General features: G+C 59.1%; 17 protein-coding genes. 8 read left to right on the top strand and 9 right to left on the bottom strand.

The window, feature by feature from the left end; all coding sequences use genetic code 11:
* Window positions 1–481: 481 nt before the first annotated feature.
* The gene (locus tag DK391_RS01205) at window positions 482–1,426 is read right to left on the bottom strand and encodes a LysR family transcriptional regulator (RefSeq protein ID WP_239482650.1); all 945 of its coding nucleotides are present in this window, start codon (window positions 1,424–1,426) and stop codon (window positions 482–484) included.
* A 73-nt stretch (window positions 1,427–1,499) separates the two neighbouring features.
* On the opposite strand from DK391_RS01205, the gene DK391_RS01200 reads away from it, so the two are divergent.
* Window positions 1,500–2,243: an SDR family oxidoreductase gene (locus DK391_RS01200; protein WP_109476149.1), complete on the top strand. Its 744-nt coding sequence runs from the start codon at window positions 1,500–1,502 to the stop codon at window positions 2,241–2,243.
* A 173-nt stretch (window positions 2,244–2,416) separates the two neighbouring features.
* On the top strand, window positions 2,417–4,135 hold the full coding sequence (locus DK391_RS01195) for a cyclic nucleotide-binding domain-containing thioredoxin-disulfide reductase (RefSeq protein WP_109476148.1): 1,719 nt from the start codon (window positions 2,417–2,419) through the stop codon (window positions 4,133–4,135).
* An 18-nt stretch (window positions 4,136–4,153) separates the two neighbouring features.
* Here DK391_RS01195 and DK391_RS01190 read toward each other — a convergent pair whose 3' ends face one another.
* The 4 genes from DK391_RS01190 to DK391_RS01175 all read right to left on the bottom strand — a co-directional run bounded on the left by DK391_RS01190 (window position 4,154) and on the right by DK391_RS01175 (window position 7,883).
* Entirely contained in the window at window positions 4,154–5,347 is a 1,194-nt protein-coding gene (locus tag DK391_RS01190) for a benzoate/H(+) symporter BenE family transporter (protein ID WP_109476147.1), read from the bottom strand.
* 28 nt (window positions 5,348–5,375) lie between these two features.
* Window positions 5,376–5,654: a muconolactone Delta-isomerase gene (gene catC, locus DK391_RS01185; protein ID WP_109476146.1), complete on the bottom strand. Its 279-nt coding sequence runs from the start codon at window positions 5,652–5,654 to the stop codon at window positions 5,376–5,378.
* A gap of 70 nt (window positions 5,655–5,724) precedes the next feature.
* The gene (locus DK391_RS01180) at window positions 5,725–6,852 is read right to left on the bottom strand and encodes a muconate/chloromuconate family cycloisomerase (protein WP_109476145.1); all 1,128 of its coding nucleotides are present in this window, start codon (window positions 6,850–6,852) and stop codon (window positions 5,725–5,727) included.
* A gap of 104 nt (window positions 6,853–6,956) precedes the next feature.
* Window positions 6,957–7,883, bottom strand: coding sequence for a LysR family transcriptional regulator (locus DK391_RS01175; protein ID WP_109476144.1), 927 nt, complete (start codon window positions 7,881–7,883; stop codon window positions 6,957–6,959).
* Window positions 7,884–8,058: 175 nt separating this feature from the next.
* On the opposite strand from DK391_RS01175, the gene catA reads away from it, so the two are divergent.
* The 6 genes from catA (at window position 8,059) to DK391_RS01145 (ending at window position 13,207) form a co-directional block, all read left to right on the top strand.
* Window positions 8,059–8,994 carry a catechol 1,2-dioxygenase gene (gene catA, locus DK391_RS01170; protein WP_109476143.1) on the top strand — a complete coding sequence of 312 codons (936 nt, stop codon included), beginning with the start codon at window positions 8,059–8,061 and terminating at the stop codon, window positions 8,992–8,994.
* Between the two features lie 107 nt (window positions 8,995–9,101).
* Entirely contained in the window at window positions 9,102–10,460 is a 1,359-nt protein-coding gene (locus DK391_RS01165) for a Rieske 2Fe-2S domain-containing protein (protein WP_109476142.1), read from the top strand.
* Window positions 10,457–10,945: a benzoate 1,2-dioxygenase small subunit gene (gene benB / locus DK391_RS01160; RefSeq protein ID WP_109476141.1), complete on the top strand. Its 489-nt coding sequence runs from the start codon at window positions 10,457–10,459 to the stop codon at window positions 10,943–10,945. Before DK391_RS01165 ends, benB begins: the two co-directional genes overlap by 4 nt.
* Window positions 10,946–10,983: 38 nt before the next feature.
* On the top strand, window positions 10,984–11,997 hold the full coding sequence (gene benC / locus DK391_RS01155; protein WP_109476140.1) for a benzoate 1,2-dioxygenase electron transfer component BenC: 1,014 nt from the start codon (window positions 10,984–10,986) through the stop codon (window positions 11,995–11,997).
* 3 nt (window positions 11,998–12,000) lie between these two features.
* Window positions 12,001–12,777: a benzoate diol dehydrogenase BenD gene (benD, locus tag DK391_RS01150; protein WP_109476139.1), complete on the top strand. Its 777-nt coding sequence runs from the start codon at window positions 12,001–12,003 to the stop codon at window positions 12,775–12,777.
* A gap of 31 nt (window positions 12,778–12,808) precedes the next feature.
* Window positions 12,809–13,207, top strand: coding sequence for a RidA family protein (locus tag DK391_RS01145; protein ID WP_109476138.1), 399 nt, complete (start codon window positions 12,809–12,811; stop codon window positions 13,205–13,207).
* A 208-nt stretch (window positions 13,208–13,415) separates the two neighbouring features.
* Here the strand turns inward: DK391_RS01145 and DK391_RS01140 are convergent, their stop codons facing one another.
* The 4 genes from DK391_RS01140 to DK391_RS01125 form a co-directional block, all read right to left on the bottom strand.
* A complete protein-coding gene (locus DK391_RS01140; RefSeq protein WP_204117263.1) occupies window positions 13,416–14,135 on the bottom strand; it encodes a serine protease in 720 nt (239 codons plus the stop codon).
* A gap of 82 nt (window positions 14,136–14,217) precedes the next feature.
* On the bottom strand, window positions 14,218–14,703 hold the full coding sequence (locus tag DK391_RS01135; RefSeq protein WP_162600636.1) for an RT0821/Lpp0805 family surface protein: 486 nt from the start codon (window positions 14,701–14,703) through the stop codon (window positions 14,218–14,220).
* Between the two features lie 58 nt (window positions 14,704–14,761).
* A complete protein-coding gene (locus DK391_RS01130) occupies window positions 14,762–16,396 on the bottom strand; it encodes a serine/threonine-protein kinase (protein WP_162600635.1) in 1,635 nt (544 codons plus the stop codon).
* A gap of 20 nt (window positions 16,397–16,416) precedes the next feature.
* Window positions 16,417–17,202 (bottom strand): PP2C family serine/threonine-protein phosphatase, encoded by a 786-nt coding sequence (locus DK391_RS01125; RefSeq protein WP_162600634.1) that lies wholly within the window; start codon window positions 17,200–17,202, stop codon window positions 16,417–16,419.
* Between the last annotated feature and the right edge of the window lie 48 nt (window positions 17,203–17,250).

Here is a 17,250-nt window from a genome sequence, read left to right as displayed (position 1 = left end):
ATGGTTGCAATAGGTTGCCTTCTACAATTCTGAGAGCTATGCGCCGATCAAAACCGAACGTTGGGAAGCCCGGCAAGTGCGGATGTTCATCATCGAAATGAATCCTCGAGTGGCAGATCTCGGGAGGTGTGACTGGCTGAAACGGGTCGAAATTGCTTTTCGAACAAAACGCGCACCCGAGACAATTGGGTGCCTGGTTATGGGACGGAGTGCGGCCAGTTAATCCCACAGCCGGACCGATATGGCGGTCATCCGAGTGGCCGGTCCACTCTGAAAGCACACCCGGACGCAACGAGCGCTCGTCGCTCTTTGCTGCCATTCCTAACGCGCATATCTCACCAACAACGAACAGCCTTCTAGCGGACCTCGCGACCCCGCACATATCCGATCCCGCAAATTCAATTGCCGTCAGCGATTGCCTTGCGCGCGCACCACGTCAAATCCTCGTAGTCGAACTCCACAGCACGTCATTCGCAAGCAATCAGGAATACCGCTCCAACGCTGCCACGAACGCATCGAAAACCAGGCGAATCCGGGTTGGAACCGGACCACGCTGCGGACGATACACGTAGATCTCCCACGGCTCCGGCATAAACTTCTCCAGCACCGGAACCAGCTGCCCCGTAGCGATATACGGATCGGCGAGATACGCAGGAATCTGGCCAAAGCCCATTCCCGCGAGGATCGCCTGGCATTCGGCGTCGCCGTCGTTGCTGGTAAAACGCGGCGCCTCAGGGATGATTTGAGCGCCGCCTGCAAAGTACCAGGGCCACGCTTTGCCGGCACTCACATCTCGCAAGGCCGTCGTTGGCAGGTCGTTCAGGTGTTCGATGCGGGCAGGCTTGCCGTGGCGCGCGATGAGTTCCGGAGTACCGACAACGTGAAATGCCGGCGCCGCGACGCGACGGGCCACGAAACGGTTGTCATGCAGCGGGCCGAAACGCACGCCGATATCAATGCGGTCGTCGCCGACCGCAACACGGGCGTCGCTCAGATGCATATCGAAGCGCAAGAGCGGATACGTGCTGGCGAGATCGTCGAGCGTGGGCATCAACCATCTGCGGCCTAGCATCACGGGTGCCGTCAGGCGAACGATACCTTCCAGTTCCTGCGCCTCCCGGGCAGGAGCCTGCAGGAACAACTCGTCCAGCTCGCGAACACTGACTTTCGCGCGGACGGCCAGCGCTTCACCGTAAGTCGTGACCTGGATTCCACGCGTATTGCGGTGAAACAGGACTTCGCCGTGCAGCCGCTCCAGATCCTGCACCGCGCGCGTGACTGCCTGCGGCGAGATGGCAAGCTGCGCCGCTGCCTCCTTGAAGCTCTGCGACTCTGCCGCAGCCACGAAGATCCGCAGCATTTCGAGACGATTTTGCACGATTAGACAATTCCAGAAAAAGGAATTGTCTAATCGTAACATTTCCATTTACCGGTGCAGGTGGTCTTCTTACACTCGTGTTCATGCAGTACTCATTCATCTCGCTACACGAGGAAAAATCATGAGCAACAATATCGCAGGCAAGGTCGTCGTCATTACGGGTGCAAGCAGCGGTCTGGGTGCAGCCACGGCGCGCATGCTGGCTGCGCGCGGTGCTTCGGTCGTGCTGGGTGCGCGTCGGGTGGAAATGATGAACACGCTGGCCGACGAGATTCGCGCCGCCGGCGGCAAGGTCGAAGTTGTCGCTACCGACGTGACCAACGCAGCACAGGTGAAAAATCTGATCGACGTCGCCGTGAAGACCTTTGGTCGCCTGGACGTGCTGGTCAACAACGCCGGCCTGATGGCCATCGCTCCGATGAGTGAGGTCAAAGTCGACGAATGGGACCGCATGATCGACATCAACGTGAAGGGCGTGCTGTACGGCATTGCTGCCGCGCTGCCTGTCTTCCAGCAGCAGGGCAGTGGTCACTTCATCAACATTGCCTCGGTCGCGGGCATCAAGGTCGTCAGCCCTGGCGGCACGGTTTACAGCGGTACCAAGTTCGCCGTTCGTGCGATCTCGGAAGGCTTGCGCCATGAAGTCGGTGGTTCCATCCGCACCACGACCATCGAGCCGGGCGCAGTCGAGTCCGAACTGAAACTGGGCAGCAGCCACGAAGAAAGCAGCAACTTCGTCAAGGAGTTCTACAAGCTCGCCATTCCTTCCGACTCCGTGGCGCGAGCGATTGCGTATGCCATCGACGAACCGGCAAACGTGGACATCAACGAAATCGTGCTGCGTCCTACCGCGCAGGATTTCTGAACGCCAGTCGGCTGCTTTGGCTTGTCCGGGCGGTCGGCTGACATCCTGTCGACGGTGGTTGCCGAGGTGATGGCGTCGACGGGGTGCTGGCCGATCCGTCTGAAGTAAATGTGTCAGACTCCACGGGATACACTACGCAGACCCTTCTATCGAACGGCTGATATGGAGTCGTCATGACCAGCGAGCGCGCGGATTTTCCTGGCGAGTCGGATGAAGAACAACCGCCACTGCCTACGGCGGATCTTGACAAGCGGCGCCACCAGATTTATCCCCGGCTCAGCGAGTTAGACATGCGCCATGTCGCCCGCTTCGGCGAGAAGCAGCACTTTGCCGATGGCGCGCAGGTGCTACGCGCCGGCATACCCACGGATGGCATTCTGGTTCTGCTCCAGGGGCGTCTTGCCCTGTATTGCCACGATGGATTTGACAACGACTCCCGCATCATCACCTTAGGGTACGGCCAGTTTTCCGGTGACATTGGGCAATTGTCTGCGCGTCCCGAAATGGTCGACGGAATCGCAATAGGCGACCTGGCGGTGGTGCGTCTGTCATCCGAAAGGCTGCGCGCACTGATCGTCGCGCACGCCGATCTTGGCGAGCGCCTCGTCCGCGCGCTGATATTGCGCAGTGTGGCGCTGCTGGAGAGGAATTCCGGCGGCCCCGTTATCATCGGCCCGCGTGGTCACGGCCGCATCCACACCTTGCAGAGTTTTTTGACGGCCAACGCTCACCCGCATACGGTTCTGGATCCGCTCGACGACGAACGGGCTGCACAAGTAGTAGCGCACTATCAGCCGGCTCGGGAAGACTGGCCGCTGGTGATTTGTCCGGCTATCGGCGTGAGCAAGAATCCGAGCATCGTCGAACTGGGTCGCAACATCGGCCTGCTACGGCCGTTAAGCGAAGACAAGCTTTGGGATGTGGTCGTCGTCGGCGCGGGTCCTGCTGGTCTGGCGACGGCGGTATACGCCGCGTCGGAGGGCTTGTCCGTGCTGGTGCTGGAAACCCGCGCTTATGGCGGGCAGGCGGGCGCCAGCGCACGTATCGAAAACTATCTCGGGTTTCCCACTGGGGTCTCGGGTGGCGCGCTCACTGGCCGTGCTTATGTGCAAGCGGAAAAGTTTGGCGTCGAGATCGCCATCCCTGCACCGGCCGGGCGCCTGTATTGCGACAGCGATCCGCTTCAGGTGGAAATGTGCGGCAGCCTGATCCGGCTCAAGGCGCGCACCGTGGTACTAGCCTGCGGGGCGCGTTATCGCCGGCCTTCGCTGGCCAATCTCAAGCAATTCGAAGGCAAGGGCGTGTACTACTGGGCATCTCCCGTGGAAGCCCGATTGTGCCGGATGCAGGAAGTCGTGCTGGTCGGCGGCGGCAATTCGGCCGGCCAAGCTGCTGTCTATCTTGCCGGTCACGCTGCGAAGGTGCACCTTCTGATCCGCAAGGGCAGCCTGGCGTCGAACATGTCCAGCTATCTGATCGGGCGGATTGAAGCGACACCGAACATCGAGTTGCATACCCATTCGGAAATAGTTGAGCTGCACGGCGATGAAGATAGCTTGACGCACGTGCGGGTTCGCAACTCACGGAGCGAGGAGGAACGCATTTTCGATATCTGCAGGGTGTTCCTGTTCATAGGCGCCGATCCCAACACCGGATGGCTCAGCGATTGCGGCGTCCATCTCGACCGGCATGGCTTCATTCTCACCGGTCCGGATGTTGAGGAGAGCCGGGATCCATTGCAATATCGCTTGAACCTGCAGACCAGCGTGCCTGGCATCTTTGCAATCGGTGATGTTCGCGCGGGTTCCACTAAACGGGTCGCGGCAGCCGTCGGTGAGGGCGCGGCAGTGGTGGGGCAGATCCATCAATTTCTGACCCACCAGCGCGCGTGAATGCAGTCGCTGGCGTTCTCACGCCAAGGCAACGTTTTTCCGCAGCACGAGATGCGCGGCGGTTCCCAGTACGATGCCCCAGAACGCAGAGCTCAAGCCTAGAAAGCTCATGCTCGACGCAGTCGCGATAAAGGTGATAAACGATGCTTCGCGATGAGCCTCATCCTGCACGATGCCGACGATATTGGTAGCGATGGCTCCCAACAACGCGAGCCCGGCAAGAACCGCAATGAACGCGTTGGGAAGCGCGGCAAACAGCGTGACTACTGTGCCCGCGAATGTTCCTCCAATCAGATAGAAGAGGCCATTGGCAATGCCGGCAATGTATCGGCGGCGAGGATCAGGATGCGAGTCCGGCCCAGTGCACAGCGCCGCTGTAATTGCCGCAATGACGATTGTTATTCCGCCGGTGAAAGCAACCAGAATCGACGCGAGGCCAGTTCCAACCAGGACGGGACGGCTCGGCGTCTCGTAACCCGAAACCCGCAATATTGCGAAACCCGGCAAGAACTGTCCCGTTAGACTCACGATGACGAGAGGCACGGCCAAACTGATGGTCGACTGCACATTCCACGTAGGCATCGTGAAAACGGGATGCGCCAATCGCAGGCTGACGGTGTCGAGATGCGTCAAGCCAAGTGCTATCGCGAGCAGACAGCCAAACGCCAGCACCAGAATAAAACAATAGCGTGCTGCCCAGCGACGAAACACCAGATAGCTGCCCAGCATGCCGAAAGCGAGCCACGGATTGACGGCCAGCGATTTGAACACGTTAGTGCCGAACTGGAAGAGAATGCCCGCCATCATTCCGCAGGCAATCCCTTGCGGAATGCGCTTTGTGATCTTGTCAAAAAGGCCCGATACACCGAGCGCGAGAACACACACGCCGGCTACGATATACGCGCCAATCGCGTCGCTCACGGGCATGCCTGGAAAGAGCGTCACGAGCAGCGCCGTTCCCGGCGCGGACCATGCCGTAATGATGGGCTGTTTGAGCCAAAAGCTGAGCGCTATTCCAGACGCTGCGGCGCCTATTGAAATCGACCAGACCCAGGATGCCACCACGTCGTTACCTACGTGAGCGGTGTGCGCTGCCTGAAAGAATATTGCCAGCGGGCCCGCATAGGAAATGATGACGGCGAGCAATCCGGCTGTCACCGCCGATACCGACCAGGCGCTCTTCGATGCGACTGAATCCGTCGTAGCGTTCATATCCTGACTCATAAAGCCGACTGGGCTCTCAGCGAATCGACGACGGGTGACGAGCGAGCGGCGTCACCTGCATCGTCATGTAGGGGAACAAGGGCAAGGCCGACAAGATTCCGTGTAACTCGTCGTGCGAGTCAACGTCGAAGATGCTGTAGTTTGCGTACTCTCCAACGATGCGATGCAGCTGCTGCCATTTTCCCGTCTGCTGGAGGTCCTGCGAGTAGGCCTTTTCACGGGCCTTAAGTTCGTCAGCTTGTGACGTCGGCATGTCGTGCGGCAAATGTACATCCATTCTTACGAGATACAGCATGGTCTCTCCAAAGGACACTCCCTCTTGATATGAGAAGGAGTGTCATGTCGATATGTCAGGTGTTGAGCGTTCAGGCTTTCTTGTCGCGACGATAAAACGCGAGCTTGTCTTCGTCGATCTGCAGTCCAAGCCCTGGACCTTGCGGCATATGCAGGTCGAAATCACGGTACTGCGGCCGGGCCGTCACCACGTCGTCCTTGAGGAGCAGCGGGCCAAAGAGCTCAGTGCCCCACGCGAGTTGTGGCAGCGCGCTGAAACCGTGCGCCGACGCAATCGAGCCGATACTGCCTTCGAGCATCGTCCCGCCGTAGAGCAACACGCCCGCTGCGTCGGCAATGGCTGCAGTGCGCAGCATGCCGTAGATACCGCCGGATTTCGCAATCTTCAGCGCGAACACGTCAGCGCAGGCTCCGCGAACGAGGTCGAGTGCGTCCTCCGGGCCGGTGACGCCTTCGTCGGCCATGATGGGCACCGCAAATCGTGCTGCAAGTCTGGCCAGCGCGCCGCGCTGCTCGCGAGGCGTAGGTTGTTCGATGAGGTCGATTCCCGCAGCCTCGAGTGCTTCAATACCCAGCACTGCATCGACTTCGTTCCACGCCTGGTTGACATCGACCGTCACCTTCGCACGATCCCCAAGTGCTGCCTTGATTTTCGACACGTGAGCCACGTCATCCCGCACGGCACGGCGACCAATCTTCAGCTTGAAGACGTTGTGCCGGCGTTCGGCGAGTAGCATTTCCGCTTCCTCGATATCGCGATTCGTGTCACCGCTGGCAAGCGTCCACAGTACCGGTAGCGTTTTGCGCACAGCGCCGCCGAGCAGTGTCGATAGAGGAACGCCCATGCGCTTTCCTTGCGCGTCGAGCAAAGCTGTCTCGATTCCCGACTTGGCGAACCGGTTGCCGCGAGCGACCTTGTTCAGCATGAGCATTGCCGCGTTGATATTGGTCGCGTCCTGACCGATCAACGCTGGCGCAAGGTACGTGTCGATAGTCAGCTTGATGCCTTCGGGCGACTCTTCGCCGTAGGACAGACCGCCGATGGTCGTGGCTTCGCCGATGCCCTCAATCCCATCGCTCGAACGCAGACGGATGATGACCATGGTTTGTTGCTGCATCGTCGCCATGGACAACTGATGCGCGCGAATGGTCGGAAGGTCGACCAGAATGGCTTCTACGGAGGTGATTGAAGGGTTCATACCTGAAATGGCAGAGTGGAAGGGTTGACCGCAGTATTGACCGGTCAATCGGCGCGTGTCCAACACCTTCCACGTCTAGCGCCATACTTATCGGGTATGAATTGTTAGCGTTCACCCCGGTCGACCCGCGGGACATAGGGAATGTGCAGCTCCTCGTAAAGCCGATAGATCAGCTCAAGGATTTCCCGTATATCCCGTGATTCATCAAGTGCCCGCATACTCATGATGATTGGAGAGACAAGCGTGAGGTCGTCGAGCTCCATGTAACTGACGTCGTCCCGCTTCAATCCGTAGACGCTGCTTGGAACGAGTGAAATGCCCTCTCCAGCCGCCACCAATCCGAGCGCGATCTGCAACTCCCGCACCTCGTAGACTCGACGCGGCTCGAGTGCACGGTCCTCAAATGCGGCCAATACCTGGTCTGCGTAGCTTGGACGCGGCGACTTCGGAAAAACAATCAAGGTTTCGTTGAGCAGGTCGCGTAGCGATAAAACAGGCTTGGCGAGTGTCAGCGGATGTCCCTGTGGAAGCGCGGCAATCAGCTTTTCTTCCCGCAGAACAACCCGACGAATGTTTGCGTCCTCGTTCCGGATACGCCCGAATCCCACATCGATGCGCCCATCCTTGAGCGCCCGAAGCTGGTCCATCGTCGACATCTCATGAAGCGTCAGCTCAACGGTCGGGTTTTCATCGCGAAAACGTCGGATGATTTTCGGGAGCAACCCATAAAGCGTGGACCCCACGAAGCCAATCGAGAACGTCCGCGCGATACTCCCGACCCGCCTCGTCATCGATTCAAGGTCTGCCGTCTGCGCCAACAGTTGCGCGGCGTGGGAATAAAAGAATTTGCCGGTCTCCGTCAACTTGAGCGGCCGGGAGCCACGCTCGAGAAGCTGGACGCCAAGCGTCTCTTCCAGCTGCTGTATTTGCCGGCTCAAGGGCGGCTGCGCGATGTTCAGCCGTTCTGCGGCGCGCGTGAAGTTCCGCTCCTCCGCTACCGCGACGAAATAACGAAGGTGACGCAATTCCATCTCAATACCTCTTAGATATGGACCGATACTAAAACAGTGTTGGACTGGCGGTTCGGAGGTCCACTATCCTGCATTTACACGCTAGTTCGACACCCGATTATACCTTGTGAACATAAGAGGGAAGGCGATTGGCGAGGGTTAACCCCACTATACCAGGAAGATTTCAGGAGCAGACATGAGCGTCAAAGTGTTCGACACGAAAGAAGTTCAGGACTTGTTGAAGGTTGCCGCAAATCTCACGGGTCAGGACGGCAACGCGCGTGCGAAGCAGATCACCCATCGCTTGCTAAGCGACCTGTTCAAAGCCATCGACGACCTCGACATGACGCCCGACGAGATTTGGGCTGGCGTCACCTACTTCAACAAGCTCGGACAAGACGGCGAGGCTGCACTGCTGGCGGCCGGACTGGGTCTGGAGAAGTATCTCGACATCCGGATGGACGCTGCGGACCGCGAAGACGACATTCACGGCGGCACGCCGCGCACCATTGAAGGTCCTCTGTATGTCGGCGGTGCTCCGGTGCGCGATGGCGTATCCAGGATCGACATCAATCCCGACGAAGACGCCGGCCCGCTCGTCATCCGCGGCATCGTGTCAGGTCCCGACGACAAGCCCGTTGCCAATGCCATTGTCGAGTGCTGGCATGCCAACTCGAAGGGATTCTATTCACACTTCGACCCGACAGGCGCCCAGACCGAATTCAATCTGCGCGGTGCAGTCAGGACAGACGCCGAGGGTAAGTATGAATTTCGTACCCTCATGCCGGTGGGCTATGGCTGTCCGCCGCACGGCGCCACACAGCAGTTGCTGAACGCTCTCGCCCGTCACGGCAACCGTCCGGCACATGTTCACTTTTTCGTCACCTCGGAAAAAAACCGCAAGCTCACGACGCAGATCAATATCGAAGGCGACCCGCTGATCTGGGACGACTTCGCCTATGCGACTCGAGAAGAACTGGTTCCTCACGTGATCGATAAAACGGGAGGCATTGCTCTGGGGCTCAAGGCCGACGCCTACAAGGAAATTGAATTCAACATTGAGTTGACTTCACTGGTTGAGGGCAAGGACAACCAGCTTGTTCAGCGCCCGCGAGTCTCTTCCGCGGCATAAACGATCACGCGGCGGCTAACGTCACCAGCCGCCGGTTACTTCCTCGCGAAAACTTCAACTGCATGCAACGCTCCCTTAAACCTTGGAGCATGCATAGGAGCACTAATATGTCCGCCACTATCGAAAAGGTTAAGCAACTCGACGAACTGCTGCAGGGCGCCGTTCAAGACGACAAAGAGAACGGTGTTTTCCGGTGCCGCCGCGACATCTTCACCAACGCTGATCTTTACGATCTCGAGATGAAGCACATCTTCGAGAGCAACTGGGTTTACCTCGCACATGAAAGCCAGGTGTCCAACAACAACGACTACTACACCACGTCGATTGGACGCCAGCCGATCGTCGTCACACGCGACAAGACCGGTGAATTGCATGCGGTTATTAATGCCTGTGCGCACAAAGGCGCAATGTTGTGCCGCCGCAAGCACGGCAACCAGGGCACGTTCACCTGTCCGTTTCACGGCTGGAGTTTCGCGAACACGGGCAAGCTGCTGAAGGTGAAGGACGGAAAGACCACTGAATATCCCATCCAGTTCAATACCAACGGTTCTCATGACCTGAAAAAGGTACCCCGTTTCCAGAGCTATCGGGGCTTTCTGTTCGGCAGCCTGAATCCGGATGTGATTCCGCTGGAAGAGTACCTCGGAGAGACGAAGGTCATTATTGACCAGATTGTCGACCAGGCGCCGAATGGATTGGAAGTATTGCGAGGCAACTCCTCATACATCTACGAAGGCAACTGGAAGATGCAGATGGAGAACGGCTGCGACGGTTACCACGTCAGCACTGTTCATTGGAATTATGCCGCGACGATGGGCCGGCGCAAGGTCGAAGGGACCCAAGCCGTCGATGCCAATAGCTGGAGCAAATCCGTTGCCGGCGTCTATGGCTTTGAACACGGCCACATTTTGCTGTGGACAAAAACGATGAACCCGGAGGTCCGTCCGGTTTACCAGCATCGTGAAGAAATCGCCGCGCGAGTTGGCGAAGAGAAAGCGGACTATATCGTCAATCAGACTCGCAATCTGTGCCTGTATCCGAACGTCTTCCTGATGGATCAGTTCAGCACGCAGATTCGCGTGGTTCGTCCGCTGAGCGTCGATAAAACCGAAGTCAGCATCTTCTGCTTCGCGCCGAAGGGGGAAAGCGCAGAAAGCCGCGCGATTCGCATTCGCCAGTACGAAGATTTCTTCAACGTGTCGGGGATGGGCACGAGCGACGACCTCGAAGAATTCCGCGCCTGCCAGGCGGGTTACGGCCAGACGACATCAATGTGGAACGACATGTCGCGCGGTGCACCGCTGTGGGTCCATGGCCCCGATGAGAACGCGAAGGGCATGGGTTTGAATCCGCTCATCTCGGGCGAGCGCAGTGAAGACGAAGGTCTTTTCGTGGTTCAACACGAATATTGGGCGCAGGTGATGCGCGAAGCCCTTCAAAAGGAACAGGCGGAGGCGACGGCATGAACTTCGATTATCAGCAGATCTGTAGCGCGCTCTATCAGGAAGCACGCTTCCTGGATGACCGCCAGTGGGACGAGTGGCTCGCGTGCTACACCGAGGACGTGACCTACTGGATGCCCGCGTGGGATGACGACGACAAGCTCACTGAGGACCCGCAGAGCCAGATCTCGCTTATGTATTACCCGGACCGCGGTGGCCTTGAAGACCGCGTGTTCCGCATCAAGACCGAGCGAAGCGGCGCGTCGATGCCGGAACCGCGCACCAGCCACAACGTCACCAATGTGGAAGTGCTTGGCGAGCGCGCAAATGAAGTCGATGTTCGATACAACTTCAACACGCTGAATCATCGTTACAAGATTACCGATCAATTCTTCGGCACCATCTACGTCACGTTCCGCAAGGTCGACGACCGTTTGCTGATTTCCAGCAAGAAGATTGCACTGAAGAACGACTATATCCGACAAGTACTCGACGTCTACCACGTCTGATGCAAACGGTCGGAATGAGACAGTAAGCAGGAGGCAACATGTCCAGTTACAACATTGCACTGAACTTCGAAGACGGCGTTACCCGTTTCGTCGAATGCAAGGCAGGCGAGAAGGTTCTCGATGCCGCCTTCCGGGCCAAAATCAACTTGCCGATGGATTGCTCCGACGGCGTGTGCGGCACCTGCAAGTGTCGCGCGGAAAGTGGCAGTTACGATCTGGGTGATGACTACATCGAAGATGCGCTGAGCGACGACGAAAAAGAAAGCGGTCTCGTGCTCACGTGTCAGATGGTGCCCGAAAGCGATTGCGTCATCGCAGTGCCGGCCTCGTCGACGTCATGCAAGACCGAACACAACAAGTTCGCAGCGACGGTCACGAAAGTCGAACAGCACAACGACGCAGCCGTCGTGCTTGAGCTGGACGTGAACGGTGCTTCGCCCGTCTTCCTGCCCGGTCAATACGTCAACATTGACGTGCCCGGCAGTGGCCAGCATCGCTCCTACTCATTCTCGTCTACGCCTGGCGAATCGAAAATCAGCTTTCTCATCAAGAAGATTCCAGGCGGCGTAATGAGCACATGGCTCGAATCCGCGCAGCCGGGAAGCAAGGTTGAGCTGACGGGACCGATGGGCGTGTTCTATCTGCGCACGGTCGAGCGGCCGTTACTGTTTCTGGCGGGCGGTACGGGCCTGGCGCCGTTCCTGTCGATGCTCGAAGTGCTGGTCCGTGCGAACTCGCAGCAGAAGGTGCATCTCATCTACGGTGTCACGCGGGACCTCGACCTGGTGCTGGTCGAAGCCGTTCAGGCGTATGCAGAAAAGCTGCCGAATTTCACGTTCAGTACTGTTGTCGCCGAAGAGCAGTCCAGTCATCCGCGAAAGGGCTGGGTGACGCAACACATGCCTCCCGAGTGCCTGAACGACGGCGATGTGGATGTCTACCTGTGCGGTCCGCCGCCCATGGTCGACGCGGTACGCAAATATTTCGACGACAACGGCGTGAAGCCAAACAGCTTCCACTACGAGAAATTCACTCCTAACGTGGCACGGTGACTCATGAACGCCCGAAGATTTGAAGGCAAGGTGATGGTCGTCACTGGGGCCGCGCAGGGTATTGGACGTGGCGGCGCGCTCCGTGCGGCTGCAGAAGGCGCAAAGGTACTGTTTGTCGATCGTGCCGGCTTCGTCTCCGAGGTTGCAGCCGAAGCGACTGGTGCGGACACTGCGGGATTCGTTGCGGACCTCGAGACCTATGCAGGCGCCGCCTCCACGATGGCATTCGCTGTACAGAAGTTTGGCCGGATCGACATTCTCGTCAACGGCGTGGGCGGTGCGATTCGCATGCGGCCGTATGCAGAGTTTGAACCGGTGCAGATTGATGCCGAAATTCGCCGTTCGCTGATGCCTACCCTCTATGCGTGCCATGCGGTGCTGCCGCACATGCTCGCACAAGGTCGAGGAACGATCGTCAACGTCTCATCGAACGCCACGCGGGGTATCCGCCGCGTGCCTTACTCGGCGGCCAAGGGCGGCGTCAACGCGATGACCCAATCGCTTGCCATGGAGTACGGTGAGCAGAATATTCGTGTGGTTGCGACGGCACCGGGCGGCACCGAGGCTCCGCCAAGACGCGTACCCCGCAATGAGGCCGGAGACAACGAACAGGAAAAAGCGTGGATGAGCGAAGCGGTGAAGCAGGTGACTGAATCGACCTTCTTCCGGCGTTACGGCACGCTCGACGAGCAAATCGCGCCGATTCTTTTTCTTGCATCTGACGAGGCGGGTTACATCACCGGCGCGGTGCTGCCAGTTGCTGGTGGCGACAACGGTTAAACCGGATGAAGAACAATCAGGAGACGCGAAAATGAATGAACGCAAAGCCATTGTTCCTGTCGGGATGGAAGCGGTGTACGAAAAAATCCGCTACGCCCCGGCTGTCAAAGTTGGCGACACCGTCTACTTCTCAGGCCAGATTGGCCGTGACGCCAACATGAAACTGGTGGAAGAGCGCGAAGCGCAGATTGTGCAGGCTTTCGAAAATTTGAAGGCGGTGCTCGAGGCAGCTGGAGGCACGCTTGCGGATGTCGTCGACGTCACCACTTTTCATACGGACATGCGCGACCTTACGCTTTTCATGGAAGTGCGAGACCGATACCTTAATGTCCACCCCTTGCCCGCGTGGACCGCGGTAGGCGCGCATATGTTGGGCGGTTCGGCAGGCTACATCGTGGAAATCAAAGCTGTTGCCGTGCTGTCGAAGTAATCGCGGTCTACTGATTTCTGACCAAGTTGTTTCGCTCGGTCAAGGCGGATGACTTTGCTACGCAAACGGCGAGTGGAAATCAATAAAGGCGACTGTAGCAAGGAACCGTTACGGGGCTCTCATAACTGAGAGCATCATGACACGCGACTTGTTGATGTCGTCAAAGGTCGTTCGATACACAACCCCGTATCCAGATAACAAACAACCTTCACTTTTCGCACTGGACAAGCGCCGCTATCTGCTTCAACCGAGCCGAAACTTTCAATGCGACGGGAGGATGTGGCGGAAGGGCGGACATGTCGCCGTGATCGGATCCTAGAAAACGCGCGAGGTCTTGCGCGCGAACCGCCACACTCAACTCGGGCCGGTCGGCGTAACGACCAATGATCATGCCGCGCAGAACGCCTTTGGCGTCCACCACCGGGCCGCCGCTGTTACCTTCATGCAGCGCCGCTCGCAATACGAGAAGTCGGCGTCCGTTGTTTTCCACAGTCCCATTGACGTCACCGCGGGTGATGACAGGTACGCGTGGCGACGAAGCAGTGAGAGCGAAACCGATTGTGTAGATCGACGCACCGGTTCCGACGGATTGGCCGGTCCGCTCGGCGATCATGTCAACCGGGCGATCCGTGGACAGAAGGGCCGCATCCAGGTCTTTGTCTACTGCGATCAAGGTCGCCTGTATGGGAGGCTCTTCGCCGGGCCAGACGTTGATACGCTTGCATCCTTGAACCACGTGTGCGCTTGTCAGCATCTCGCCGGTGCGGCTCACGAAAAAGGCCGTGCCACTGCGCAGCAGGCCAGCGCGCGCGGCCTGCTTACCCGGCGGCTTGCTGCCGGAGATGTCACCGCCGACTGCGGGTTCCAGGCGTCGTACATCGAATGGCTTGAGTTCGCCTGCGTGGCTGATGCCGCCACTGCAGAACATGCCGTACCCTACGATCGCCAGGCTGGCGAGCCATTGACGACATCCGGGCAGAAGCCTAATCGCAGCTGTCGACAACCTTGGACTATTGGCTTGCAAGTTGCCATTCGCCATTAGCGTTGCGGCATGCTTTCGATGTTTGCTCATATTGCTTGCCGTCACGCTGATAGGTTTCGGTGAAGTCGCGGCAGGTTTGTGCGCTGGGCGATTTAGCGTAGCCGTTCAACGGCTTGATCGTGCCGGAATGACCCGTCTTCGTATTTTTCCACTGGCGTGGCTGATTGTTCTGCGAGGTTTGCAGTGCCTGTTGCAAGGCAGCCTGGCGTGCTTCACGGTCGCGATCATCCATTTCCTTGCCGATGATTCCGCCGAGCAAAGCACCCGCAGCGGCGCCAATCACGGCTGACGTACCGTTGTGACCGAAGATTCCACCCAGCAGGCCACCGCTTGCGCCGCCGATCAGTGCGCCCTGCGATGTCTTGCTCATGCCACCGCTGCCGTCCTGCGCACAACCAGCGAGCACCGATCCGAGCAACATGCTGGATGCTGCCAGCAAAATCCAGGTTTTCATTGAGGTCTCCTTTGCCGGCGAGCCGCTTCGAGTCATCGCCGATACGGTTATGTTTCGACTACATGGCCCAGACGCCCGCACGTACCTTGCGGGCCTCATGCTCTGCATTCGTGTATTGCGCGGGTGCACCTTCGCGGGCGCGCACCCAGCCATTACGCAATGCGTGTTCTGCCACGTCCTCGCCGCCCGCCAGGCACTGAAATGCCTTGCCCTTTGCAAAGCACTGCAACTGGTTGCCTTGTCCTTTCAGATAGCGCTGCATCGCTTGCGCCGGGCGTCCGTCTTCGCCGCGAACGCCGAACAGATTGACGACCTTGCCGCCGACGATCAACGCGCCCGAGTCCAGCACCTGATCGACATTGCCTGGCAGGTCTGGCGCCGGCTGCTGCGCTGCCGCGCCGCTGTCTGGTGCGCTGGCAGGCGGAAGCAGCGAGATGGGCGGCACGTTGACGGGTGTGGGCGGCGGCGCGGTGTTATGCAGCACGATGTGTTGCGCGCTCTCGCCGGTGTTGGAATCCGTATCGGACACGGGCGCCGGATGCGGCCGGAACACGAAGAACAGCACGACGGCTGCGACTACGACTGCGCCGCCTGCGCCCGCATACATCAGCGTCGGCGATTTCCTGGGTTGAATGGACGATGTGCCATTGCCCTGCGATGTGTCATCCACGCGAGCGGTCTGCAAGCGCGTGGCGTTGTCCATCACGAAGTCCGTCTCGACGCCGGTGTTCCGGGCTGCGCTTTGCGGCGGATCGTGCGCGTCTTCGTTCGATGTGTCGTCAGGCTTCGCGTAGCGTGGGTTCGCCAGACGCGTGCCGACCTGTTCCGCTTCGTCCATCGATTGCAGCAAGCCGTCGCGCAGCATGTCGGGCGCGTCGGCTGTGAGCGCCGTCGCGCCCAGTGCGCGGCCGAATTCCTCGACTGTGCCGAAGCGGTCTTCGGGTGCTTTGGCCAGCGCGCGCATCAGCGCATCTTCGACGTTTGCGTCGAGATCGCGGCACAGACCTTCCAGCGTAGGCGGCAATGTTTCGACCTGCGCACGCATCAGTTCGTATTCGCTCGTCGCGTTGAACGGCAGTCGGCCCGACAACATTTCGTAGAGAACGGTGGCAAGGCTGTAGAGATCGCTGCGTCCGTCGCCTTCATGACCACGCAATTGTTCCGGTGGCGCGTACGAAAGCGTGCCGACTACGTCACCTTGCCTTGTCAGGCGTTGCGAGCCTTGAATGCGCGCGATACCAAAGTCCATGATCTTTAGCACGCCGGCATCCGTCAGCATCAGATTCGACGGCTTGATGTCGCGATGAATCACACCCATGCGGTGCGCGTACCGGAGCCCCGCTACAGCCTGCGCGATAACCGCGAGACTGTCCTGTACGCTGAACTGGCCGGTGCGCTGCAATACAGTTTCAAGGGTGTGTCCGCGCACCAGTTCCATCACCATGCACATCGTGTCGCCATCCTTGAACAGCGAATACAGCGTGGCGATGTTGGGATGATTGAGCTTGGCGAGGCTGGTTGCTTCCGTGCGGAAGCGGTCGAGGAACGAACGGTCGAGACTGAACTCGGGACGCAGCGTCTTGAGCGCAACATCGCGTTCCAGTTCGGTATCGAATGCCCAGTACACCTCGCCGATACCGCCCCGGCCGAGCAGTGAGCGAATCTCGTAGTGGCCTATCTGTCTGGGTGACATGGGCAAGTCCAGTGTGTCGATCAGGTACCGTACGCACGACGCGAGCGCGTCGAGTGCGGCGCGGACTCCGTGCCCGCTGCGGCAGGTTGCAGTTCGATGATGCCGACCGACGCGTTGTCGATTCCGCCCGCGCGGCGTGCGAGTTCGATCAGTTCGCTGCATGCGTCGATTGGGGCAAGACGCGCGACCACGGATTCGAGCATCGCGTGATCGATCTGGTCGCTGATGCCGTCGGTGCATAGCATCAATCTGTCGCCCGCTAGCAGCTGATGCCCGTCCGCATGAATGGTCGGCGTGAAGTCGTGGGTGCCGAGCGCGCGCAATATCACGTTCTTGTCAGGATGCTGTTCGGCTTCCTCGGCGCTCAGCAAGCCGTCACGCAACATCTCCGCGACGAGCGAGTCGTCGTCAGTCAGTTGCGTGAGCGTTTCCTCGCGCAGCAGATAGATCCGACTGTCGCCGACGTTCGCGATATACGCGACGTCGCCAATCACCGCGACTACGCTGCAGGTCGTGCCCATTCCATCGAGGTCGGGTTCGAGCGTAGCGCGCTCGACGATCGCTGCGTTGGCCGCGACGAGCGCGTTGTAGAGCGCATCGGCGGGAGCCGCGGGATCGCGATAGTAGTCGTGCAGGATCGTACGTAACGCGATCTGGCTCGCCACTTCGCCCGCCGCGTGACCGCCCATGCCATCGGCGATAACGGCAAGCGCGCCGCGCAACGCGAACGGGTCCTCGCTGCGCGGGATCATGCAGCCCACGGCATCTTCGTTGTGGTCGCGCACGCAGCCGACGTCACTCAGCATCGCGCAGCTGACCACCAGCCGTGTCGGTTCGGTGGTAGCGGGCCGGGG

The organism is Paraburkholderia sp. C35, assembly GCF_003121405.1.
Taxonomy (GTDB): Bacteria; Pseudomonadota; Gammaproteobacteria; order Burkholderiales; family Burkholderiaceae; genus Paraburkholderia.
The sequence above is the reverse complement of the archived record's forward strand: the minus strand, read 5'-3'. Positions and strand labels throughout refer to the sequence as shown.

What these genes read in the sequence shown, in the direction of transcription:
- DK391_RS01165 (WP_109476142.1), top strand. Translation starts at nt 9,102, where the DNA reads ATGTCCGCCACTATCGAAAAGGTTAAGCAACTCGACGAACTGCTGCAG.
- benB (WP_109476141.1), top strand. Translation starts at nt 10,457, where the DNA reads ATGAACTTCGATTATCAGCAGATCTGTAGCGCGCTCTATCAGGAAGCA.
- DK391_RS01195 (WP_109476148.1), top strand. Translation starts at nt 2,417, where the DNA reads ATGACCAGCGAGCGCGCGGATTTTCCTGGCGAGTCGGATGAAGAACAA.
- DK391_RS01125 (WP_162600634.1), bottom strand. Translation starts at nt 17,202, where the DNA reads ATGCTGAGTGACGTCGGCTGCGTGCGCGACCACAACGAAGATGCCGTG.
- DK391_RS01200 (WP_109476149.1), top strand. Translation starts at nt 1,500, where the DNA reads ATGAGCAACAATATCGCAGGCAAGGTCGTCGTCATTACGGGTGCAAGC.
- DK391_RS01130 (WP_162600635.1), bottom strand. Translation starts at nt 16,396, where the DNA reads ATGTCACCCAGACAGATAGGCCACTACGAGATTCGCTCACTGCTCGGC.
- benD (WP_109476139.1), top strand. Translation starts at nt 12,001, where the DNA reads ATGAACGCCCGAAGATTTGAAGGCAAGGTGATGGTCGTCACTGGGGCC.
- catA (WP_109476143.1), top strand. Translation starts at nt 8,059, where the DNA reads ATGAGCGTCAAAGTGTTCGACACGAAAGAAGTTCAGGACTTGTTGAAG.
- catC (WP_109476146.1), bottom strand. Translation starts at nt 5,654, where the DNA reads ATGCTGTATCTCGTAAGAATGGATGTACATTTGCCGCACGACATGCCG.
- DK391_RS01190 (WP_109476147.1), bottom strand. Translation starts at nt 5,347, where the DNA reads ATGAACGCTACGACGGATTCAGTCGCATCGAAGAGCGCCTGGTCGGTA.
- DK391_RS01135 (WP_162600636.1), bottom strand. Translation starts at nt 14,703, where the DNA reads ATGAAAACCTGGATTTTGCTGGCAGCATCCAGCATGTTGCTCGGATCG.
- benC (WP_109476140.1), top strand. Translation starts at nt 10,984, where the DNA reads ATGTCCAGTTACAACATTGCACTGAACTTCGAAGACGGCGTTACCCGT.
- DK391_RS01145 (WP_109476138.1), top strand. Translation starts at nt 12,809, where the DNA reads ATGAATGAACGCAAAGCCATTGTTCCTGTCGGGATGGAAGCGGTGTAC.
- DK391_RS01180 (WP_109476145.1), bottom strand. Translation starts at nt 6,852, where the DNA reads ATGAACCCTTCAATCACCTCCGTAGAAGCCATTCTGGTCGACCTTCCG.
- DK391_RS01205 (WP_239482650.1), bottom strand. Translation starts at nt 1,426, where the DNA reads ATGGAAATGTTACGATTAGACAATTCCTTTTTCTGGAATTGTCTAATC.
- DK391_RS01140 (WP_204117263.1), bottom strand. Translation starts at nt 14,135, where the DNA reads ATGTTCTGCAGTGGCGGCATCAGCCACGCAGGCGAACTCAAGCCATTC.
- DK391_RS01175 (WP_109476144.1), bottom strand. Translation starts at nt 7,883, where the DNA reads ATGGAATTGCGTCACCTTCGTTATTTCGTCGCGGTAGCGGAGGAGCGG.